Source organism: Amycolatopsis sp. NBC_00345, from assembly GCF_036116635.1.
In the GTDB taxonomy this organism is placed as follows: Bacteria; Actinomycetota; Actinomycetes; order Mycobacteriales; family Pseudonocardiaceae; genus Amycolatopsis.
Genome location: NZ_CP107995.1, coordinates 6,574,107 through 6,595,350 on the forward strand (window position 1 = coordinate 6,574,107; position 21,244 = coordinate 6,595,350).

Annotated in this window: 20 protein-coding genes and 1 riboswitch; of the genes, 10 read left to right on the forward strand and 10 right to left on the reverse strand. The window is 70.7% G+C overall.

The annotated features are described in order from the left end of the window. The first annotated feature begins 54 nt into the window (after positions 1–54). Genes OG943_RS29385 through OG943_RS29395 form a run of 3 tightly spaced genes read left to right on the forward strand, consistent with a single transcriptional unit; the run spans position 55 to position 3,055 of the window. The gene (locus OG943_RS29385) at positions 55–1,152 is read left to right on the forward strand and encodes a LolA family protein (protein ID WP_328604162.1); all 1,098 of its coding nucleotides are present in this window, start codon (positions 55–57) and stop codon (positions 1,150–1,152) included. Positions 1,153–1,202: 50 nt separating this feature from the next. Then, positions 1,203–2,180: an ABC transporter ATP-binding protein gene (locus OG943_RS29390; protein ID WP_328604163.1), complete on the forward strand. Its 978-nt coding sequence runs from the start codon at positions 1,203–1,205 to the stop codon at positions 2,178–2,180. Beyond that, positions 2,177–3,055, forward strand: a complete 879-nt coding sequence (locus OG943_RS29395; protein WP_328604164.1) for an ABC transporter permease — start codon at positions 2,177–2,179, stop codon at positions 3,053–3,055. The genes OG943_RS29390 and OG943_RS29395 overlap by 4 nt, the downstream gene beginning before the upstream one ends. A gap of 67 nt (positions 3,056–3,122) precedes the next feature. Here the strand turns inward: OG943_RS29395 and OG943_RS29400 are convergent, their stop codons facing one another. The 3 genes from OG943_RS29400 to OG943_RS29410 are packed head-to-tail and all read right to left on the reverse strand — an operon-like array spanning position 3,123 to position 6,807. Further along, positions 3,123–4,130 (reverse strand): ABC transporter ATP-binding protein, encoded by a 1,008-nt coding sequence (locus OG943_RS29400; RefSeq protein ID WP_328604165.1) that lies wholly within the window; start codon positions 4,128–4,130, stop codon positions 3,123–3,125. Continuing rightward, positions 4,130–5,776 carry an ABC transporter permease gene (locus tag OG943_RS29405; protein ID WP_328604166.1) on the reverse strand — a complete coding sequence of 549 codons (1,647 nt, stop codon included), beginning with the start codon at positions 5,774–5,776 and terminating at the stop codon, positions 4,130–4,132. The genes OG943_RS29400 and OG943_RS29405 overlap by 1 nt, the downstream gene beginning before the upstream one ends. Then, entirely contained in the window at positions 5,752–6,807 is a 1,056-nt protein-coding gene (locus OG943_RS29410; RefSeq protein ID WP_328604167.1) for a thiamine ABC transporter substrate-binding protein, read from the reverse strand. The genes OG943_RS29405 and OG943_RS29410 overlap by 25 nt, the downstream gene beginning before the upstream one ends. A 22-nt stretch (positions 6,808–6,829) precedes the next feature. After that, positions 6,830–6,943, reverse strand: a riboswitch (TPP riboswitch). Between the two features lie 33 nt (positions 6,944–6,976). Between OG943_RS29410 and OG943_RS29415 the strand changes: the two genes are divergently transcribed. After that, the gene (locus OG943_RS29415; RefSeq protein ID WP_328604168.1) at positions 6,977–7,267 is read left to right on the forward strand and encodes a 4a-hydroxytetrahydrobiopterin dehydratase; all 291 of its coding nucleotides are present in this window, start codon (positions 6,977–6,979) and stop codon (positions 7,265–7,267) included. Positions 7,268–7,893: 626 nt separating this feature from the next. After that, on the forward strand, positions 7,894–8,310 hold the full coding sequence (locus OG943_RS29420) for a hypothetical protein (RefSeq protein ID WP_328604169.1): 417 nt from the start codon (positions 7,894–7,896) through the stop codon (positions 8,308–8,310). Here OG943_RS29420 and OG943_RS29425 read toward each other — a convergent pair. Together OG943_RS29425 and OG943_RS29430 are read right to left on the reverse strand one after the other, a co-directional pair. Then, positions 8,307–8,705, reverse strand: coding sequence for a type II toxin-antitoxin system death-on-curing family toxin (locus OG943_RS29425; RefSeq protein WP_328604170.1), 399 nt, complete (start codon positions 8,703–8,705; stop codon positions 8,307–8,309). The genes OG943_RS29420 and OG943_RS29425 overlap by 4 nt on opposite strands. Continuing rightward, positions 8,702–8,905: a type II toxin -antitoxin system TacA 1-like antitoxin gene (locus OG943_RS29430; RefSeq protein ID WP_328604171.1), complete on the reverse strand. Its 204-nt coding sequence runs from the start codon at positions 8,903–8,905 to the stop codon at positions 8,702–8,704. The genes OG943_RS29425 and OG943_RS29430 overlap by 4 nt, the downstream gene beginning before the upstream one ends. A 372-nt stretch (positions 8,906–9,277) precedes the next feature. On the opposite strand from OG943_RS29430, the gene OG943_RS29435 reads away from it, so the two are divergent. Both OG943_RS29435 and OG943_RS29440 read left to right on the forward strand, forming a co-directional pair. After that, positions 9,278–9,688 carry a hypothetical protein gene (locus tag OG943_RS29435; protein WP_328604172.1) on the forward strand — a complete coding sequence of 137 codons (411 nt, stop codon included), beginning with the start codon at positions 9,278–9,280 and terminating at the stop codon, positions 9,686–9,688. Positions 9,689–9,743: 55 nt separating this feature from the next. Next, the gene (locus OG943_RS29440; protein ID WP_328604173.1) at positions 9,744–10,475 is read left to right on the forward strand and encodes a M48 family metallopeptidase; all 732 of its coding nucleotides are present in this window, start codon (positions 9,744–9,746) and stop codon (positions 10,473–10,475) included. Between the two features lie 145 nt (positions 10,476–10,620). Here the strand turns inward: OG943_RS29440 and OG943_RS29445 are convergent, their stop codons facing one another. From OG943_RS29445 to ychF, 3 genes are all read right to left on the reverse strand, one after another. After that, positions 10,621–11,547, reverse strand: coding sequence for a hypothetical protein (locus OG943_RS29445; protein ID WP_328604174.1), 927 nt, complete (start codon positions 11,545–11,547; stop codon positions 10,621–10,623). 161 nt (positions 11,548–11,708) lie between these two features. Further along, the gene (locus OG943_RS29450) at positions 11,709–12,131 is read right to left on the reverse strand and encodes an SseB family protein (RefSeq protein ID WP_328604175.1); all 423 of its coding nucleotides are present in this window, start codon (positions 12,129–12,131) and stop codon (positions 11,709–11,711) included. A 145-nt stretch (positions 12,132–12,276) separates the two neighbouring features. Continuing rightward, positions 12,277–13,359, reverse strand: coding sequence for a redox-regulated ATPase YchF (ychF, locus tag OG943_RS29455; protein WP_328604176.1), 1,083 nt, complete (start codon positions 13,357–13,359; stop codon positions 12,277–12,279). A 101-nt stretch (positions 13,360–13,460) separates the two neighbouring features. Here ychF and OG943_RS29460 point away from each other — a divergent pair, with 101 nt between their 5' ends. Next, a complete protein-coding gene (locus tag OG943_RS29460; RefSeq protein WP_328604177.1) occupies positions 13,461–14,942 on the forward strand; it encodes a DNA-3-methyladenine glycosylase 2 family protein in 1,482 nt (493 codons plus the stop codon). Continuing rightward, positions 14,939–15,442 carry a methylated-DNA--[protein]-cysteine S-methyltransferase gene (locus tag OG943_RS29465; protein ID WP_328604178.1) on the forward strand — a complete coding sequence of 168 codons (504 nt, stop codon included), beginning with the start codon at positions 14,939–14,941 and terminating at the stop codon, positions 15,440–15,442. The genes OG943_RS29460 and OG943_RS29465 overlap by 4 nt, the downstream gene beginning before the upstream one ends. On the opposite strand, the gene OG943_RS29470 is transcribed toward OG943_RS29465, so the two are convergent. Both OG943_RS29470 and OG943_RS29475 read right to left on the reverse strand, forming a co-directional pair. Continuing rightward, positions 15,439–18,402, reverse strand: coding sequence for an SMC family ATPase (locus OG943_RS29470; protein ID WP_328604179.1), 2,964 nt, complete (start codon positions 18,400–18,402; stop codon positions 15,439–15,441). The genes OG943_RS29465 and OG943_RS29470 overlap by 4 nt on opposite strands. Continuing rightward, positions 18,399–19,553 (reverse strand): exonuclease SbcCD subunit D, encoded by a 1,155-nt coding sequence (locus OG943_RS29475; protein WP_328604180.1) that lies wholly within the window; start codon positions 19,551–19,553, stop codon positions 18,399–18,401. Before OG943_RS29475 ends, OG943_RS29470 begins: the two co-directional genes overlap by 4 nt. Before the next feature lie 266 nt (positions 19,554–19,819). Between OG943_RS29475 and rmuC the strand changes: the two genes are divergently transcribed. Further along, positions 19,820–20,734: a DNA recombination protein RmuC gene (gene rmuC / locus OG943_RS29480; protein WP_328604181.1), complete on the forward strand. Its 915-nt coding sequence runs from the start codon at positions 19,820–19,822 to the stop codon at positions 20,732–20,734. Positions 20,735–21,244: the final 510 nt, after the last annotated feature.

Below are 21,244 nucleotides of genomic sequence, written 5' to 3' on the forward strand. Positions count from 1 at the left end.
CCTCTGACCCGGGAGCCGGGCACACTGGGGCCCGGAGACACAGGGAGAGACACCATGGATCCGAAGAAGAAAGCGATCACCGCCGCGGTCGTCGGCACCGCGCTCGGCGTCGGCGGGCTCGTTGTCGTGGCCATGCCGGCCTCGGCGGGCGCCGCGCCGACGCTGCCGCAGGTCAGCGCCGAAAACCTGGTCCAGTCCGTGATGACCGCGAAGCCGGGGGCGTTCGACGGCACGGTGAGTGTCAGCAACAACCTCGGGCTGCCGAGCCTGGGGAACGCGATCCCGGGGGCGAGCGCGCTGAACGTCGACTCCGCGCACGTCTTCAGCGACGGCGCGGGCAAGTCGAAGCTCGCGCTCGCGCAGGGCAGCTCGCAGGAGACGATCATCCACGACGGCGCCACCGTCTGGGACTACAACTCGAAGAACAACACCGTCACGAAGACGACGGTGCCGGCGGACGTCGCCGCGAAGCCCGGTGCGGGCGCCGGCGCGGACAAGATGTCGGACCCGGCGTCGGCGGCCACGGAGCTGCTGGCCAAGGTCCGCGAGAGCAGCACCGTCTCCGTCGACGGCACGGCCACGGTGGCCGACCGGCCGGCCTACGAGCTGGTCCTGACCCCGAAGCCGACCGAGCGCACGCTGCTGCGCGAGATCCGCGTCGCGGTCGACTCGCAGACCCGGATGCCGCTGCGGCTTTCCGTGCTGAGCAACGGAACCACCACTCCGGCGCTCGAGCTGGCGTTCTCCGACATCGAGTTCACGCCGCAGGCGGCGAGCGAGTTCGCCTTCACCCCGCCGCAGGGCGCGAAGGTGACTGAGAAGACTGCCAAGGTCGATGACAAGACCAAGGCGGACGCCGAAAAGGCCCAGCAGGACACCAAGATCGTCGGCGACGGCTGGGACACCGTGATCACGGGCAAGCTGCCGGCCGGCACGCTCGCGCCGAAGCAGGGGTCGTCCGATTCGGCCAAGGGCCAGGGCGTCGACCCGCAGAAGCTGCTCAGCCGCGTGGCCAAGCGCGTGAGCGGCACCTGGGGCAGCGGCTACCTGTTCACCACCAAGGTGGGCGGCGCGGTACTGACCGACGACGGCCGTTTCGCCGCCGGCGCGGTGCCGGAGCAGGTCCTCTACGAAGCGCTGGGCACCAGGTGACGGACACAGCGACCAGCTCGCTTGAAACCGGGGCGGGTACCTCCCAGGAGGTGTCCGCCCCGGCGGTCCCGCTCGCCGCGCGGACCCGGGGCCTGCGCAAGGTCTACCGCGGCACGGTCGCGGTGGACCACGTCGACCTCGACGTGCCCGAAGGCGCGGTGCTCGGCATGCTCGGGCCGAACGGCTCGGGCAAGACCACCACGATCCGGATGCTGCTCGGGCTCGTGCGCCCGACCGAGGGCGAGGTGGAGCTGCTCGGCCGGCCGATGCCGGACGGGGCGGCCCACGCGCTGCCCGACGTCGGCGCGCTGGTCGAGGGGCCGGGCTTCCACCCGTTCCTTTCCGGGCGGGACAACCTGATCCGGTTCGCGGCGGCCGAGCCGCGGCTGGCCTCGGCGGGCATCCCGTCCGCGGTCGACACGGCGCTGGAGCGCGTCGGCCTCACCGACGCCTCGCGGCGCCGGTACAAGGGCTACTCACTCGGCATGAAGCAGCGGCTGGGGCTCGCGGGGGCGTTGCTCGTGCCGCGCAAGATGATCGTGCTCGACGAGCCGACGAACGGCCTCGACCCCGCTGGTACCAGGGAGATCCGCAGGATCGTGGCCGAACTGCACGCGGACGGCGTGACGGTGCTCGTCTCGTCGCACCTGCTCGCCGAAGTCGAGGCGACGTGCACGCATGTCGCGGTGCTGCAGTCCGGCAACGTCGTCGCGCAGGGGGAGCTGTCCGAGCTGCTGGAGTCGGGGAACGCGGCGCTGCTCGTGCGCACGCCCGACGCCGAGCTCGCGGTGGAGACGTTGCGGGAGAACCGGATCGGCGCCCGGCTGACGCCGGACGGGGTCCGCGCCGACCTCACCGCCACGGCCGCACCACGGGTGCTGGAGGTGCTCGTGGGCGCGGGGGTCGCGGTCCACGAGGCCACCCGGGCGCGCACGGGCCTGGAGGACCTGTTCGCCCGGCTCACCGAAGGCGGCCCGGCGGCCGGTTCTTCCGAACCCGCCGAGAGTTTCACCGAGGGGGACGCATGACCACGCAGGCACTCGCGGCTCCCGCGCCGCGCACGGGCCACGACACGGTGCCGTTGCCCAGGCTGGTCACGGCCGAGCTGCGCTGGATCTTCCGGCGGCCGCGCACGCTGGCCGTGCTCGGGCTGCTGGCGCTGGTCCCGATCGTCATCGGCATCGGGCTCACCCTGGTGGGCCAGGGCGATGCCGGCGGCGGCCCGGACAACAGCGGCGGCGCGCTGCTGGGGGCCGCGGTCAACAACGCGCTGGTGCTGCCCATCGCCGCGATGGTGATGACGCTGACGCTGCTCCTGCCGCTGGCCTCGGCCATGGCCGGCGCGGACGCCATCGCGGGCGAAGCGGCCCACGGCACGCTGCGCGGCTGGCTGATCGCCCCGGTCAGCCGGGGCCGGCTGCTGGTGGTCAAGTCCTTCGGCGTCGCGACGGTCTCGCTGGTCGCCGTGCTGTCCATGTGCGTGACCGGCGTGGTCACCGGCTTGATCATCAACGGCACCGGCTCGCTGTTCACCCTGTCCGGCAACACACTGTCCCTTGTGGACGCCCTGGGCCGCATCCTGCTGGCGGCGGCCTGGATCGTGCTGCAGCTGTGGGCGGTGGGCGCGGTGGCGCTGGCCGTGTCCAGCTTCACCGAGCACCCGATGCTCGTCGTGGTGTCGGTGCTGGCCGGGAACATCGTGTTCACCATCCTCGGCTTCCTGACCTCGCTGGACTGGCTGCACCCGTTCCTGCTCACGCAGAACTGGACACTGGCCCCGGCCGAGGTGCTCCAGGATCCGATGACGTCCACGATGCTGGGCGAAGGCGCCCTGCGCGCGGTCTGCTACATCGTGGTGGGCCTCTCCATCGCCTACGCCCGCCTCACCACCCGCGACGGCTGAGTCCCTCGTTGTCCGTTAAGGCCTCCTTACCCGCGTCGGACGCGGGTAAGGAGGCCTTAACGGCGTTTCAGCCGACGATCGCGATCCCGTCCGGGTCCAGTGCGAGCCGGACGGGATCGCCCGCGCGCAGGTCCGCCGTCACCGGCGCGACGGCGTCCACAGTGGACCCACCGGCGGAGACCACCAGCCGCACGTGCTCGCGGCGGTGGACGGAGGCCGTCACCTCACCAGCGAGACCATCTTCCGCGACGCGCAACGCGTGTGGGCGCAGGCCCAGCCGCACCGGGCCGTCCGGGATCGCGGCGAGCGCGACATCGCCGAGCGCCGTGTGCGCCACGCCGCCCGCCGCGACGCCGTCGGCGAACGTGGTCACGCCCAGGAACCGCGCCACACCGTCGTCCACCGGCCGCTGCCACACGGACCGGACCGCGCCCTCCTGGCGGATCTCCCCGGTGTCGAGCACGGCGACGCGGTCGGCGAGCGTGAACGCCTCCTCCTGGTCGTGCGTCACCAGCAGTGCGGTGATCTTGTTGCGCCGCAACAGGTCTGCCAGGTCGATGGCGAGCTGCTCACGCAGTCCCGCGTCCAATCCGGACAGTGGCTCGTCCAGCAGGAGCAGCCGCGGCTCCGGCGCCAGCGCGCGGGCGAGCGCGACGCGCTGGGCCTGGCCGCCGGACAGCTCCGTCACGCGCCGTCGTTCGAAGCCGGTGAGCCCGACGAGTTCCAGCAGCGCCGTCACGCGCGCGGCGTGCTCGCGCCGCGGGACGCCGTGCATCCGCAGCCCGAACGCGATGTTCGCGGCGACGTCTCGGTGCGGGAACAGCTGCCCGTCCTGGAACACCAGGCCGAAGCCGCGGCGGTGCACCGGGACCGGCGCGAGGTCGGTGCCGTCCCAGCTCACCGAGCCCGACGTCGACGGCTCCAGGCCGGTGATCGCGCGCAGCAGCGTGGACTTCCCCGAGCCGGACGGGCCGAGCAGCGCCAGCACCTCGCCGTCGGCGATGTCGAGGCGCGCGTCGCGCACCGCCGTGAATGATCCATAGTGGACGGTCAAGTCCCGTACCGACAGTGCCACTAGAACTCCCCTACCGAGCCGTGCCCGCGGACCGAGCCGAAGCGGTCGATCAGCGCGACGGCCGCCACGGTCACCACCATCAGCAGCGCGCACGCGGCGTACGCCATCTGGTTGTTCAGCTCGCCCGGCCGCCCCATCAGCGTCGCGACGGCCACCGGCAGGGTCGGCGCGTCCGGGCGGGCGAGGAAGCTCGTCGCCCCGAACTCGCCCAGCGCCACGACAAAACCGAACCCCGCCGCCGCTACCAGCGAGCGGGCCGTGAGCGGCAGGTCGATCTCGCGCCACACCCGCGCCGGGCTCGCCCCGAGCGTCGACGCGGCCTGGCGCAGCCGGACGTCCACCGCGCGCAGCACCGGCAGCACCATCCGCACCACCAGCGGGATGATCACCAGCGCCTGCGCGAGCGGCACGAGCATCGGCGACGTCCGCAGGTCGCCGGGCAGTGCGTCGAGCGTCACGAGGTAACCGAAGCCGACCGTCACGGCGGAGACGCCCAGAGGCAGCATCAGCGCGGCGTCCATCGTCTCGCCCATACCACGGGCGAGGCGGCCGGGCGCGCGGCGCAACGCGACCAGGACCACGCTGGCCAGCACGCCGACGGCCATCGCGAGCAGCGTGGCGTCGGTGGCCGCGGCCAGCGAGTTCTTCGCCGCCGTCCAGCCGGAGACCTGCAGCGCGTCGTTCGCACCGGTGCCGGAAAGCGCGCGGTACCCGGCGAGGCTCCAACCGTCCGAGCCGGAGACCGACTCGACCAGCAGCGCGACGATCGGCGTCATCAGCAGCGCGAGCACCACCACGGCGGCGCCGATCGTCCACCACTCCCCGCCGCGCGGACGACGCGCCGTGACCAGCGCGGACCGCAGCCGGACGGCGTTCTCCCGCCGTCGTCGCGCCATCGCGCCGAGCGCCAATGCCGCCAGCACGGCCGCGAACTGGATCAGCGACAGCGCGGCCGCGCCCGAGAGGTCCAGCAGGTCGACGGTGCGCAGGTAGATCTCGGTCTCGAGCGTGCGGTAGTGCCCGCCGCCGAGGATCAGGACCACGCCGAAACTGGTGGCGCAGAACAGGAACACCACCGCGGCCGCGGACGCGACGGCCGGGCCGAGCGCGGGCAGCGTCACCGTGCGGAACGCCCGCCACGGCGACGCGCCCAGGGCACGGGCCGCCTCCGTCGCGCGCGGGTCGAGGTGCGACCACAGCCCGGCGACGGTCCGCGCGACCACGGCGACGTTGAAAAACGCGTTGGCCAGCACCAGCGGCAGCACGCCGCCGTCCGGCCAGATCGCGCGGAACGCGAGGCCGACCACCACCGTCGGCAGCACGAACGGCACCAGCACCAGCGTGCGCGCGAGCCCGACGCCGGGCAGCCGCACGCGCGCGAGCAGGTACGCGACCGGCAGGCCGGCCAGCACCGCGACCACCGTGGACGCCGCCGCGCTGGCCAGCGTGAACCCGGCGAGCCGCCACGTCTGCGGGTCGCCGAGCACGGTGTCGACGCCACCCGCGGAGAAGCCGCGGCCGACGATCGCCACCACCGGCCACGCGAAGAACACCACCAGGAACGCGACGGGCAGCAGCCCGAGCAGAGCGAGCCCGGCGGTGCGGACGGTGCGCGCCGGGGTCAGGCCCCCATGAGCGAGCGCCATGCACCGATCCACTTCTCCCGGCCGGCCTGCACCTGGTCGGCGGGCAGCGTGGCCGGGCTCGTCGGCAGCGGTGCCACCTGCGCCCAGCCCGCGGGCAGGTCGACGCCCTGGCGCGCCGGGTAGACGTACATGTTCGCCGCCACCGTGGTCTGGAACTGCTGCGAGAGCAGGAAGTCGACCACCTTCTGCGCCTCCGGGGCCTGCTTGCTCCCCGTCAGCACCCCCGCGTACTCGACCTGGCGATAACACGTGTCGAGCAGCGCCTTGGTCCGCGGCTTGCCGTCGTCGCCCACCTCGGCGGCGGGCGACGACGCGTACGAGACAACGATCGGCCGCGGTCCCTTGCCCGACGAGCCGGAGAAGTCCTTGGTGTAGGCCTCTTCCCAGCCGCTGTCGACCTTCAGGCCGTTGGCCTTCAGCTTGGTCCAGTACCCCTGCCAGCCCTGCTCGCCGAACTTCGCGATGGTGCCCAGCAGGAAGGCCAGGCCCGGCGACGCGGTGGCCGGGTCCTCGGCCACGGTCAGGTCCTTGTACTTCGGGTCGGCCAGGTCGTCGTACGTCTTCGGCTCCGGGAGGCTCTTGCCGGCGAAGTAGCCGGAGTCGACGTTCACGCAGACGTCGCCGAGGTCCACGGCGGAAAGCCGGTGCTCGGGGTCCACGGCGTAACGCTGCGACCCCCGGTCGGCCTCCGGGCTGGTGTAGGGCTGGAAGACGCCCTCACCGAGCGCGCGGGACGCGAACGTCGAGTCGACGCCGTAAGCCACGTCGCCGATCGGGTTCGCCTTCGTGAGCACCAGCTTGTTGGTCAGCTCGCCGGCGTCGCCGTACTTGACGACCTTCAGCTTGATGCCGGCGCGGCGCTGGAAGGCGTCGAGCACGTCCTGGGGCGCGACGAACGAGTTGTGCGTGACCAGCGTGACCTCGGGGGTCTGCTGGGCGTCGCCGCCCGAGCCACTGGACAACGAGCAGGCACTCGCCAGCACGGCGACCGTGGCCACCGCCAGCGCGGTGCGTGCGGTCCGCGGGTTCATCTGCCCTCCTGCACTGGCCGGTAGCAGGAGAGTCGGGCCTCCCTGCGCCGGCATGATCCGGATTCAGGTGCGAACGGTCGCGGGTCTCGGGCACCCGCCTCTCAGCCCGGCGTACCGGACTCCCGTGGCAACCGTGCAGCGTAGCCGAGAGAGGACCACCATTGGGTACATGGCGAAAATCATGAACGATTCGCAGGCCGACGAAGCCCTGGCCGGACTGACCGACTGGCACCGCTCGGAGGTGACGATCATCCGCACAGCTGAGCTGGAGAGCTTCCCGCAGGCCATCGAGGCGGTGGACCGCGTCGCGGTACTGGCGGAGGCCGCCGACCACCACCCGGACATGGACATCCGCTGGCGGACGCTCACTTTCCGGCTCAGCACCCACTCCGAAGGCGGCCTGACGGCGAAGGACTTCGCACTGGCCCGGCAGATCGACGAGGTGCTCGCAGCCCTCTGACCAGGTGTGATCTCCGATACGACGGCAACACCAACGGCCCTCTCGCGCGTCCTCCCTATGAGGTTTCACCAACGCAGGGAGGACTACGGGATGACTCAGGCAATCGTGGTGGGAGCCATCTCATTCGGCTTGATGGTGGCGGCCGCGGGCGGTGTGCTCTGGCACACCGCGCGTAACCGACGTGATCTCAGCCACAGGCGGTAACACAGTCCATGATCGAGGCGCTAATCCAGCGGAATATCCGGCACTCGCCCCGCTAGGACACGTCATGAACAGCACCTCGATCGCCCTCTCCAGCACTCAGCGCGCGTGGGTCACCACGTTCGCCACGGCCGTCACCCTGCTCGCGGTTCTGGTGCTCGGCCTGATCGGCTGAGCTCCACCGCGTCTTCGTCGGTCCGGCATCCACCGGACCGACGCTCGCGGCGCCACCCCCGATTCACGCAGGGCCTGTTCAGTCCCTGGTGGCGCAAGACGAACGGGCTGATACCGCTATGCCGATAGTTGAAGTGGAACGGCACGGACTCGTCACGATCAGCGAAGGCGACCACCCAGCTGCCTACCAGGCCGCTGGCTGGTTGCGCGCATCCCGCCCGGCCACTCGTGTCCCGTCAAGCGCCGTGCGCATGCACGTCGAAGTCCTGCGACGGCTAAGCAGCATTACTCCGCGCGCACTTCTCGGCGGACAGTTCGTGCCTGGTCCGGGCAGCCAAACCCAGTTCGCTGTCGCCGTGGCGCCCTTCGGATTGTTCGACGCCGACGAAGAGCCGACGTGCCCGAGTGCGCTGTGGAGGCAGCCGTTCACCATCGGCCTGCCTGACCCGTTCGCCCAAACGGTCGCCAATACACTCGCCGAGGGGCCAGATCTCCCCGCAGGGACTCTCACGATCGACCGCGCCGGCTTCGACCTGGTCAACTCGTCCGAAATGATCTTCGGGCAGACCGCGGCCCTACTGAAGACCGCCATCGCCGCCTGGCTTTCAGGCCAAGATGCCGACACCGCAGCCAGATCTCTCGTCAGTACCTGGTGGACCGGGACCTAGACCGGCTTCCGTGGCGAGGTAACCCCAGCACGGGTCCACCCCGAAAGACGCTCGGCGACTTCGCCGTAGTCGGTCGACCCGGTTGCGACCGCGATCACCAACTCGTACGCGTCGTCCTCCGGTGCGTCCAAGTCGACGTCATTAAGACCGTAGAAGACAAAAGTCGCCATCCAGCCCAGCCGCTTGTTGCCGTCGATGAGGGGGTGATTGCGCACAATCGACTCCAAGAGCACAGCCGCTTTCTCGTCAAGAGTCGGATAGGCGTCCTGCCCCATCAGCGAGGACTGCGGCCGGTGCGCCGCCGCGTCAAGCAACCCCAGATCTCGAATCCGGGAAACACCCAGGTCTGCCGCAAGAGCCAGCAAGTCGTCCAGGGTCAGGTATTCAAGGCTCACTGCGCCAGGCGATCAAGCAACGAGGCATAGCGCGTGCGCCCCTCGTCCGACAGAGCACGAACCCGATCGTCGCGCACAGACCGGGCAGCGGCCTCGGTGATCGCCCGCACAACGGCCTCCTGCTTGCTCACGCCCTTGGCCTCGGCGAGCATGGTCAGCGCGCGTTCCTGCTCCTCGCTCAACCTCAACGTCATCGCCATGAGCCAGATGATACCACTTCGGTATCATGATCGATCAGACGTCGCACCGAAACTCGACCACCTCACGACGCACTCACAGTCAAGCGATCGTGCTGTACGACGGGAGTCGCGTGGCGCGGTCGCGACCCGCGCCGCTACGGAACGGGCTGAGACGACCGGCTAGCCGGAGCAGCGAGAGCCCTGCTCCCGAAGGTAGGTTCGGGCCGGCCACCGATCAGCCGCCGTCATAGGCTCCGTTCGGATCGTCCGCAAACCGTTCAGATATCAAGATGGGGCTATCTCTCCGTCCTCTGGGAGGTTGAGAGTGCTCCTCCGCTTTCGAGTGGCCAATCACCGCTCGATTCGTGGTGAGTGCGAGCTGTCGTCGAGCGGATGCGCCAGGACTTCGAGCAGGCCGCGACCGACCTCGCCCGGCCCGTCAGCGACGTCACCGAGAACGTTGAGGACTCCGGGCCAAGCCTCGACCCGTTGACCGAGGCACCGGTGTATCAGGCGCTGCTGCGGGAGTTGGAGCGGCCTGATGCGGTCCCAGCGCTGGGGAAGGTCGACCTGCAGTGGGCGGCGCGCCGAATCGCCGTGGAGACAGCGGACCTCGTGCGGCAGCCGCGCTTTCCCGCACAGGCCGATGCGCGCAACGACGTGCGCAAGGCACTCCGCTTCAAGGTGGAAGAACATCTTCACGTGGAATGGGGCGACACCGCGGACATGGCGGCGGGGCTTCTGGAACTCGCCGTCGAGCGATGCGACGACTTCCTGCGTTATGGAGCGCGGCCGCCTCGATAGGAGGGGCGTGGACGGTGGTGGCCACTTTGCTGGTGCCAGGTGGTACGAATGCCGGGTGAGCCTCACCGTCCAGTCCGCCTTCGCGTCACCTCCCATGCCAAGGGAGTGGACGTGGCAGGTCGTCGTGCGACCACAACGCCAGACACTGGGGATCGATATCCAGGAGGACGGCAGTCTGTTCTTCGCTGTTCCATCGGACGCCGATCCGCAGGCCGTCGCCAAGACTGCACCCTCCCGGCTGCCCCGCCTCGCCGATGAGGTCGAACGCCGCCGACGCGGCGGAGGAGAGCCCGTCAAGGAACTGGTGGGCGGGGCGAGCTTCGCCTACCTTGGGCGTCGTCATCGGTTGAAAGTCGTGCCCGCCGAGGCCGACGGGCGAGTGCGATTGCACCAAGGCTGGCTGGAGCTACCGGACACCGGATCCTCACGGCGGGGTGCTCGGCTGATCGCCGAGTGGTATGCCGCACGAGGCAGCCGATGGGCGGCCGCCCGAGCGGCACCCCTGGCCGAGCGCACCGGCGTTACGCCGGGTGGAGTAACTGTTCGGGATCTCGGGGAGCACTGGGGGGCCTGCGAGCCAGACGGTTCCATCGCTCTGCATTGGGCGTTGATGCAGTTGCCGACGAGCCTGGTGGATCTGGTCCTCGTCCATGAACTGACCCACCTGAAGATCTCCGCTCACAGTGCGGCTTTCCGGCACAGGATGCGCATGGTGCTTGGAGACCTGGAGTCGTTGGAGCGCCGCTTCGCAGCAGCCGAGCCAGAGCTGTGGCGAGGAGCCGTCTGAACTGGCGTTTCACCGAAAAGATCGCGGTGCGCAACGGGACTTGGTTGATGGCGGCCTGAGCCGCCGTCGGCCCTGGACCGCCTCATGGTCATCAGCGGCTGCGTTCTGCTGCCCGCAAACGCGAGCGCAAGGAGCAGATGCGCTGTTACAGGTAGCGGAAGACCGTAACTGGCGCAGAGAGTTGTGGTTCCCGGATCCGCTGAAGTTCGTTGATCGCTTCCGCCTTGGCCTGTTCGGAAAGGTCAACCAAATCAACACCGACGGTCCGGCCCGCTCGACCAGCGGCATCAATCTGCGGGAGCAGCGCGGCCAGCAGCCGAACCGCAAAAGAACGCTGCCTGGACCACAACTGCTCAAATGCCGTCAGCGCGAGGTGACGATCCGTCTGATTGACCAGAAAGTCAGCGATCTTGGCTTCGACACCAGCGAAGTCAGGCTGTCCCTCGCTGGCGAGGACACTCCGCAGATCAATCTCCTCGACGAGCCGGCGCCCGGCCAGCTCGTCGAGGAGCGGACGGGGAAAGTCGACATGGATACCGTGAGCAGTGACGTCCGCGGACTCCTGTCGCACGTCATAGACGACAACTGGCGCCTGCCTGGCACGGGGCGGCTTTGAGCAGAAAGTCACCTGTGGCCCATAGGAACCGTCTCCGTCGAGCACCGCAAAGGTGAATTCTCGATCTGGAAACTGATCCTTCAGCTGTAAGAGCCACAAACGCTCCAACGTCCGAGCCAGCTGAACCAGGTCGTCATCGTGCGCGTCAGCCTCGGAGAACAAGTCCCAGAGAATGAGCAGGTTTCCCTTTTCTTCAACCTTCGACACGTCGCCCGAGAAATGCACGAACCAATCATCGAGCACTTTGTGCCCCTTGTCGCCAAGCCCCCTGGGCAGCTCAGTCCGGAAGACGCCACCACGATACTCGACGAAATCCGGAGCAAAAAGCCACTGGGCAGCAACAACGAAGCTCAGGCCATCCGGACTACTGTCCAAATAGCTCAGCGGCGTATAGTCCTCGCCATTAGCGTCACGCCACTCGTCAAGAAACTCAGGAAACCGCTCAGGTCGTGTCACCGGCTAACCTCACTGTGACCGTAGATCTCTGCCTCGCCGCAAAGACCGCGAAGCTCGAAACCGTCTTGGTCATGAACGATCTGGGCCATGTTCTTGGATGCGGCTTCCAGGAGTTCGATCTCCACATGGAAGCCTGGTCCATCTAGCGGCATGGCACCCCCTCAGCGACCAGGTTCTTCGACGGCGAGCCAACGATGGTTCCGCTCGCGCGCGAATCGATCCCAGGCCACCTCCAGCTCGGCGGCGGAGGCAACCTGAGTCAAAACCGGAATGTGGTGCTCGTCGTCCGGATCGACCATCACTCCCACGCCGGTCGGCACCATCTGCATGAAGTCCGCACCCGTGGTGGACAGGTACTCACATTCACCAGCGTGCGCGGCAAGTCTCTCGATGCTGGAAAACACCTGGGTCCAGCGCCCGTGATCGAGGGTATCGGTTACCAGAATGCCAGGGCGCTCAGGCCGCTCAGCGAAGATTCGTTCGCGGCTGAAAGCATCGAAGAACTCGCCCGGGCGACGATGACCGGCCCACACCTGCCTGGCGACGGAGGCCAGTGGCACGTCTTCAGAGTCGAGCGGCTCCACCGGAGGGACTCTAGCGATCTGGCCGACGAACGAGCAAAGTGAACAAGTCTGACAACATTGTCGCCCTGGCGGGGCCGACCTGAATCGGGTCGCTCGACGCCCTGCCCACTAGGGCAGGAAGCCCGCCCACACACACGGTCAAGTACTAAACGTTGAACCGAAACTCGACCACGTCCCCATCAGCCATCAGATAATCCTTGCCCTCCATACGCACCTTGCCCGCCGCCCGGGCGACGGACATCGAGCCCGCCTCCATCAGGTCGGCGTACGAGACGATCTCCGCCTTGATGAAGCCGCGCTCGAAGTCCGTGTGGATGACGCCCGCGGCCTGGGGGGCGGTGGCGCCGTGGGGGATCGTCCAGGCGCGGGACTCCTTCGGGCCCGCCGTGAGGTAGGTCTGCAGGCCCAGGGTGTGGAAGCCGGCGCGCGCGAGGGCGTGCAGGCCCGGCTCCGGCTGGCCCACGGACTCCAGCAGCTCGCGCACGGACTCCTCGTCGTCCAGTTCCAGCAGCTCCGCCTCGACCTTCGCGTCGAGGAACACCGCGTCGGCCGGGGCGACGAGCTTCGTCAGCTCCTCGCGGCGCGCCTCGTCGGTCAGGATCGCCTCGTCCGCGTTGAAGACGTACAGGAAGGGCTTCGTGGTCAGCAGGCTCAGCTCCCGCAACGCCTCGAAGTCCACCTCCTTCTGCGCCTGGAACAGCGTGCGCCCGGCGTCGAGGATCTCCTTCGCCTTCTGCGCGTTGTCCAGCGCCGGCTTGTTCTCCTTCTTCGTCCGGGCTTCCTTCTCCAGCCGCGGCAGCGCCTTGTCCAGGGTCTGCAGGTCGGCGAGGATCAGCTCGGTGTTGATCGTCTCGATGTCGCTGGACGGGTCGATCCGGCCGTCCACGTGGATCACGTCCGGGTCGTCGAACACCCGGATGACCTGGCAGATCGCGTTGGCCTCACGGATGTTCGCCAGGAACTTGTTGCCCAGCCCGGCCCCCTCGGACGCGCCCTTCACGATGCCCGCGATGTCCACAAAGGACACCACCGCCGGCACCGTCTTCTCCGAGCTGTACAGCTTCGCCAGCTCGTCCAGCCGCGGGTCCGGCAGCGGGACGACGCCGACGTTGGGCTCGATCGTCGCGAACGGGTAGTTCGCCGCGAGCACATCGTTGCGGGTCAGCGCGTTGAACAGGGTGGACTTGCCGACGTTGGGCAGGCCGACGATACCGAGGGTCAGACTCACGACCGGTAAGTCTACGTGCCCGCCCGAGGCCGGGCCGACCCGGTAACGCGCTGTCGGATTTCCGCCAGTCGGGCTCTCGACCTGCTGGCATCATCGACCGCATGGCCACCACGACCGCCGCGATCTGGCGCGACACCGAGCGCTGCTACCGCGCCGTCACCGCCCGCGACCCGCGGTTCGACGGCCAGTTCATCATGGCCGTCCGCACCACCGGCATCTACTGCCGCCCGTCCTGCCCGGCGCTCACGCCGAAGGCCCAGAACGTGCGCTTCTACCCGACATCGGCCGCCGCCCAGGCCAACGGCTACCGCGCGTGCCGCCGCTGCCTGCCGGACGCCGTGCCCGGCTCGCCCGACTGGAACGTCCGCGCCGACCTCGCCGCGCGCGCCATGCGCCTGATCTCCGACGGCCTCGTCGAGCGGGAAGGCGTCCCCGGCCTGGCAAAACGGCTCGGCTACTCGGAACGCCAGCTCGGGCGCGTCCTCACCACCGAACTCGGCGCCGGGCCGCTCGCGCTCGCCCGCGCCCACCGCGCGCACTCCGCGCGGCTGCTGATCGAGATGTCGGGGCTGCCGCTCACCGACGTCGCGTTCGCCGCCGGCTTCTCCAGCGTCCGGCAGTTCAACGAGACGATCCGCGAGGTGTTCGCGACGACGCCTTCGCAGCTTCGCGCCGCGAGCCTGCGTCGCGGACGGCGTAAGGGCGACGAGCCCGGAGGCGCGACACGGCTCAGCCTGCGCCTACCGTTCCGCGCACCGTTCGACGCCCAGGGAGTGCTTCGTTACCACGCCTCGCAGGCGATCCCGGGCGTCGAGGCCCTCACGGAGGATGGCAGCGGCATCACCGGTTACGGCCGCACGCTGCGGCTCCCGCACGGCGGCGGCGCGGCGTGGCTCGCCCCGCGGCCGGACCACGTCCGCTGCGACCTGGGCCTGGCCGACCTGCGGGACCTGAGCAGCGCGGTCACGCGGGTCCGGCGCCTGCTGGACCTCGACGCCGACCCCGAGGCCGTCACCCGGACGCTCGGCGCGGACCCGGCGCTCGCACCGCTGGTCGCCGCGGTGCCCGGCATCCGCGTGCCCGGCGCCGTCGACGGCCCCGAACTGCTGCTGCGGACCCTGCTCGGGCCGGCCGCCGCGGCACTGGCCGCCGAACTGGGCGAGCCGGTGCCGCCGGCCGACCCGCCGCTGGACCCGCTGACCACGCTGTTCCCGACGGCCGCCCAGATCGCCGACGCCGGCCTTACCGACGGCAGCCTTACCAAGGTCACCGTGAAACCGCAGGTCAAGGCCATCGCCGCGGCGATCGCGCACGGCAGCCTCGACCCGCACGTCGGCCGCGACCCCGCCGAGCTGCGGGCCGAGCTGCTCGCGCACAGCGTCGACGCACCGACCGCCGACTACGTGCTGATGCGCGTCCTCGGCGCACCGGACATGCTGTTGACCGCCGACACCGCGGTGCGCCGCGGGGCAACGGCACTGGGCATCGACCTGTCCGAATCGGCTCGCGGCTGGCAGCCGTGGAGTTCGTACGCCGGGATGTACCTGGCGCGCGCTGGAGAGTCTGGAGAGAAACACCCGTGAGCACCGCCTTCTGGTCCACTTCGGACACCAGGATCGGCCCGTTCACCGCCGTGGTGGCGGGTGACGGCGCGGTCCTCGCCTCGGGCTGGACCGGCGACGTGGGCGAGCTGACGCCGTTGATCTCGCCTTCGCTGACCCCGGGCTCGCTGACGCAGCGCCGCGACCTGGGCCCCGTGACCTCCGCCGTCCGCCGCTACCACGCGGGCGAGCTGGACGCGGTCGACGACATCGAGGTCCGCCAACGCTCGGGCGCCTTCCGCGAGAACGCGTGGGACACGCTGCGCAAGGTCCCCGCGGGCCGCCCGGTCAGCTACGCCGAGTACGCCACGCTGTCAGGTAACCCGTCGGCCGTCCGCGCCGCCGCGTCCGCCTGCGCCCGCAACGCCGCGGCGCTGTTCGTCCCGTGCCACCGCGTGGTGCGCACCGGCGGCGCGATCGGCAACTTCCGCTGGGGCACCGATGCCAAGCGCTGGCTGCTCAGCCACGAAGAGGTCCGCTAGGCCGTCCGCATCTCCACCTTCGATCCGGTGCGGGCCTTGCGGACCCGCAGCCGCGTCGGGATCCGCTGGCGAAGCTCCTCGACGTGGGAGACCAGACCGACCACCCGGCCCCCGGCACGCAGCTCGTCCAGGATGTTCATCACGACGTCCAGCGTCTCCGCGTCGAGAGTGCCGAAGCCCTCGTCGACGAACAGTGTGTCGAGCAGCGCGCCGCCGGTCTCGGCCGCGACCACGTCGGCCAGCCCGAGCGCCAGGGACAGCGAAGCTAGGAAGGACTCGCCGCCGGACAGCGTTTTGGCCGGGCGGACCGCCCCCGAGTAGTCGTCCAGCACGTCGAGGCCCAGCCCGCCCCGGGTGCCGCGCGCGCCCGCCGCGTCGGAGTGCACAAACGAGTAGCGGCCCTGGCTCATCGTGCGCAGCCGGGCGGTCGCCGCGAGCGCGACCTCCTCCAGCCGCGCCGCCAGCACGTACGACCGCAGCGACATCTTCCGCGCGTTCTGCCCGCGCCCGTTGACCACTTCGGACAGTGCGCGCAGCTCCGCGTACTCCTCCTCGACCGGCGCGAGCCCGGCCAGCACCTTGCCCATGCGCCCGGCCAGCCGGGTCAGCTCACGGTGCTGCGCGGTGACGGCCTGCAGCGTCGAGAACGCCGCCTCCGCCGTGGCCCGCGCGGACTTCGCAGCCTCGCTGACGGGCCCGACCTCCACGACGTCGTCGGGCGAGATGCCGAACAGCTCGGGCTGGGCCAGCAGCTCCCGCGCGCCCGCGGCCATGGCCTCCGCCTCCGCGAGGCCCTGCTCCAGCTTCGTCACCTGCTCGTCCGACCGCGCGGCGCCGCGCATCTCCTCCAGCGACAGGAATCCCTTGGCGTGCAAGGAGATCTCGACGAGGCCCTGTTGCTCGGAGAGCCGGCTCACCGAGCCCGCGACGGCCGTGCGCGCCTCGGCCACGGCGTCCAGCGCCCCGGCCAACGTGAGCAGATGCCGGCGGCGCGTGGTCACGTCACGGAACTGGCCGCGGCCGGCGACCAGCCGGCGTTCCCGCTCGTCCAGCCGGTCCTGCAACGAGCGGACCTCGGCCGTCGCCTCGGTGGCGGCGGTCTCGGCGAGCCGCCGCTGCTCCCCGAGCTTCTCCGCGTCCTGCTCCAGCGTGACGACCTGCTTCGCCAGCCGGTCCTTCCGCGCGGCCTGCTCGGACAGCGCGCGGACGATCGCCCGCGCCTCGGCCAGCTCGGCCGTCACGGACTCCGCCGTGCGCTCGCCCAGCCGCTCCCGCAACGCCTCCAGCCGGGCCTTCGCCTCCTCCAACGCCGAAACGACGCGCTGCCGCAAGGCCTCCGCCTGTTGCTCGGCCTCCTCCGCCGCGCGTTCCTCCGCCGGATCGACGAGCCGGGCGCCGTGGCTCGCGGGCGCCGGGTGCTCCGCCGATCCACAGACCGGGCACGCCGAGCCGTCCGCCAGGCTCGCGGCCAACTCGGCCGCCATGCCCTCGAGCCGCCGCTCCCGCAGGTCCAGCCGATGCTGCCGGGCGGATTGGTGGCTGTCGACGACCTCACGCAGCTTCGCCTCACCACGCCCGACGCGCTCCGCCGCCGGTGGCAGGTCGGCCGCGGCACGCGCGATCACCGTCAGCTCCTCGACATGTGCCTGCGCACCATCGAGCTTCGCCGCGGCTTCGGCGGCCGAAGCCGCTTCGCCGCGCAACGCCGTCAACCGCTCGGGCAGCTCCCCAAGCCGGGTCGCCAACTTGACGACCTTGTCCTTGGCCGCTTCGGCCGCCGTCTTGCGCTCGTCACGGCGCTTCGTCTCGACCTGCTGCTGCTCGGCCTCGGCGACCAGCTCGGCGAGTGCACCCGCGTCCTCCCGCAGCGAGCCGGCGCGCTCCCGCAGGTCGGCGGGATCCAGCCCAGCCGAGTCGACACCCAGCTCGGCCAGGGCCCGCGTGTGATCGGCCTCGGTGGCGCGCGCCTCGTCCAGCTCGGTGGTCCGCCGTTCGAGCAGCTCGGCCTCGGGCGCCACGGCCTCCGCCCGCCGTGCCGCCGCGATCTCCTCGGTCCATCCCGCGCGCTCGTCGGCCTGCTCGGCGATCTGCGCGAGCCGGGTGTGCGCGGTGCGGACGCGCCGGACCTTCTCCGCGTCCTCCTGCGCCTCGCGCAACGCGGCCTCGGCCTTGGTCGCGACCGAACGTGCTTGCGCCGCTTCGGTTTCCGCGACGCCGACCCGCGCCGCGACGTCCTGGAGCACGGCGTCGACCCACTCCGCCTGGTTGTCCTCCGGCGAGTCCTGCTGCGCCTCCTGGGCGTACCGCGCGACCAGCTCGCGCACGTCCTGCTGACGCTCCTGCAGCGCCCGCCCGCGCTCGGCCCGCAGGTCCGCGAACCAGCGTTCGACGTCGGAGAACCGCTCCGTGCCGAACAGCCGCTCCAGCAGCTCCTCGCGCTCGCGGGTGTCCGCGCGCAGGAACCGGGCGAACTCCCCCTGCGGCAGCAGCACTACCTGGAAGAACTGGTGCGCCGTCATGCCGAGCAGCCGCACCACCGTGCGCGCCACCTCGTCGATCCGGATGACGCCCTCGGGCGGCAGCCCCGCCGGTGGCTTCCCGACCCAGCTCAGCGACACCTTCGCCTGCTGCGTGGTGAACCCGTCGCCGCGCTTCTTCGGGCGCTGGTACTCGGGGCTGCGCACGATCCGCAGCCGCTGGCCCTGCACGGTCAGCTCCAGCACGACCTCGGTGACCTGATCGGGCTCCGCGAGGTCGCAGCGCAGCCGCTTGACCTCACCACGCGCGCCCGGGACCTCGCCGAACAACGCGAAAGCGATGGCGTCGAGCAGCGTTGTCTTGCCCGCGCCGGTGTCGCCGTGCAGCAGGAAGAGGCCGTCGGCGCCGAGGACGTCGAAGTCGACCACCTCGCGGCCCGCGTACGGGCCGAACGCCTGGACCTCCAGCAGGTGCAGCCTCACAGCTTCGCCACCGCCGCCCGGTCGGCCGCCTCGAGCGCGAGGAAGACGAGCCGCTCCTCGCGTTCGGAGGGCGCGGCGCCACGGCAGTCGTCGAGGAAACTGCGGGCGATCTCGATGTCGCTGCGCCCGCGCACGGCCTCGGCGTACTTCAGCTCCGTGCCCGCGAACCCGCCTTCGGGCTGCCAATCCATGTGCACGGCGTGCGGGAAACGGTCGCGCAGCTTGCGCATGGCGTCGACGGGCCGCACGCGGTCGGTGAGCGTGACGGACAGGAAGTGGCCCACCCACTCGTCGTGCTCCGGCGCGGACAGCAGCTCGGCCAGCTCGCCGCGCAGCGTGGCCAGTGGCCGCGGCACGGGCAGCTCGTGCCGCCGGACCTCGGCCAGCCCGGCGGCGTCGAGGTCGAGGAGCCAGACCGATTTCCGTTGCCGCGCCTCGGAAAACGAGTACGCGAGCGGGCTGCCGGAGTAACGCAGGTGCTCGGCGAGGGTCTGCGGGCCGTGCAGATGGCCGAGCGCGACGTAGTCCACGCCGTCGAACACCGAGCCGGGCACCTGCTCGACCCCGCCGACGGCGATCGTGCGCTCGGACTCGCTGGCGTTGCCACCGGTGACAAACGCGTGCGCCAGCACCACGGACCGCGTGCCAGGGCGAGTGGCGAGGTCTTCGCGGACGCGGCGCATGGCCTCGGTGAGGACTCCGGTGTGGCCGCGCGCCTCCGGGACGCCCAGCGCGTGCCGGGACGGCTCCGGCTCCAGATACGGCAGGCCGTAGAACGCGACCTCGCCGTGCTCGTCCGAGAGCAGCACGGGCTCGGCGAGGCCCGCGACCGTGGCGCGCACGTGCAGGCCGCCGGCCGCGGCGAACTCGGCGAAGGCGCCGAGGCGTGGCCCGGAGTCGTGGTTTCCGGGCGTGATGACGAGCTGGGCACCGGCCCTGCGGATGCGGGCGAGCGCGGCCGTGGCGACCCGGACCGCCTCGGCCGAAGGGACCGCGCGGTCGTAGATGTCGCCGGCCACGACGACCACGTCGACCGCCTCGCTGGTGACGAGGTCGGCCAAGTGCCCGAGGACGGCTTCCTGCTCGGCGAGCAGATCGGCGCCGTGGAACGTGCGGCCGATGTGCCAGTCGGAGGTGTGCAGGACTTTCACGGCGACCACGTTAAGAGGGGACCCCGACGAAACGCGGGAGACTCGCCGACGAGCCACTCGAACGTGTGTACGAAGCCTATCAGGGGGCTGTCGGACACGCCGAGGGCCGAACCGGTGAACCCGCTGGTCAGCTACGGAGTGCGACCGGGCGAACCCGTTTTTGTCGGTGCTGTCCGCCATGATGTCCCCGTCGATCCGCACGGCGTCGGGACGGCACCGGAGACGGCATCAGAGGCAGCATCGGCATCGGAGGAGGGGAGGACCGGGTGGAGACAGTGATCACCACGGCGGCCGTCGTGCTCGCGCTGCTCCTGTGCGTCGCGGTCGCGGTCCTGTGGCGGCTCTACAACGACGGCATGCGGCGCGCCGACGCGGCGGCGCGGCTCGTGGCGGCGGAGCGTGCGAAGGGTGACGAGCAGCAGCTCGCGCTGCGCCGGTACGAGGTCGCGTTCGCCTCGATCCACGGCCGCGGCGAGCTGGGCGAGCAGGTGCTGGTGGAGACGGCGCGGGCGCTCGGGCTGCGCGAGGAGCTGCACTTCACGCTGCAGACCGACCTGGCGGGCGGCGGCGCGGCGAAACCGGACATGGTGCTGCGCGTCGGCGGCGGGCGCGCGGTCCCGGTGGACGCCAAGGCGAGCATGGCGATCTGGGCCGAGGCCGTGGAGACCGACGACCCGGAGGAACGGCTCGACGCGTTGCGCGCGCACGTCCGGCAACTGCGCTCGCGCGCCGCGGAGCTGGCCGGCAAGGGCTACCAGCGCTGGGCCGACGCGATCTACGGCACGATCATGTTCGTGCCGTCCGACGCCGCCGTGGTCGCCGCGCTCGACACCGACCCGGAGCTGCTGCGCTGGCTCATCGACCGCCGCGTATTCCTGTGCGGCCCGACGGGCTTCGGCGTCCTGGCCTCCGCGGCCCTGTTCGCGGCCAGCGACCGCGCGCTGGTGGAGGACGTCGAGCAGGTCCGCGCGGGCGCCGCGTCGGCCCACCGCGCGGCGGGCAACGCCGTCGACGCGCTCAACCTCTCCAGCACCCACCTGCAACGGTTCATCTCCGCCCGCCGCCGTGAGCTGGAAGCCCTGGAGAGCTTCCGCGCGACGGTGGCCCCCTTGACGGACGCCTCGGGCAGCCCCGCGCCGGTCCCAGAGGTGAGGAAGGGGGACGAGCTGGCGGCGAGCTGATCGGGCCCTGAGGGGCACCTGCGAGTGGGGCACCTGTGCGTGGAGCGGCAGCGCTGGGAAGGCACGCGCGCGGAAGGCTTCTGTGTCCTGACACCTGAGCTACTCGGCCTTTGCCCGGGCGGTGCCAGAGCTGCCTCGCGGTCGCCGGAGCGCCTCAGACTCACCGGGGTTGCCACTGGGCCCACCGGCTCACTGTTCAGTCGCCGGATCGCCAGACGGTGACCAACCGTGTCTCCTCTGGCCGGGTCGTCGCCCAGCGAGCGCCGTGCTTCATGACCCACAGTGGTCGGCCGATCCGGTGTTGTCATCGCGGCCGTGCAGGTACCAGTCAATGGGACGGCCGTTCCGCGAAGCCGAACGTTCCGGAACAGCCCGCCCTCACGCGGGCAGGTAAAAAGCTCGGAAACGATCCACCGCGGGCACCGGAGTCCTCCCAGCTCGGCGGGCGGGACCGCCACGACCGGATATGGGCTGGTCAGCGGCGGATAACGGCTGGTCGGCGAGGTCCGA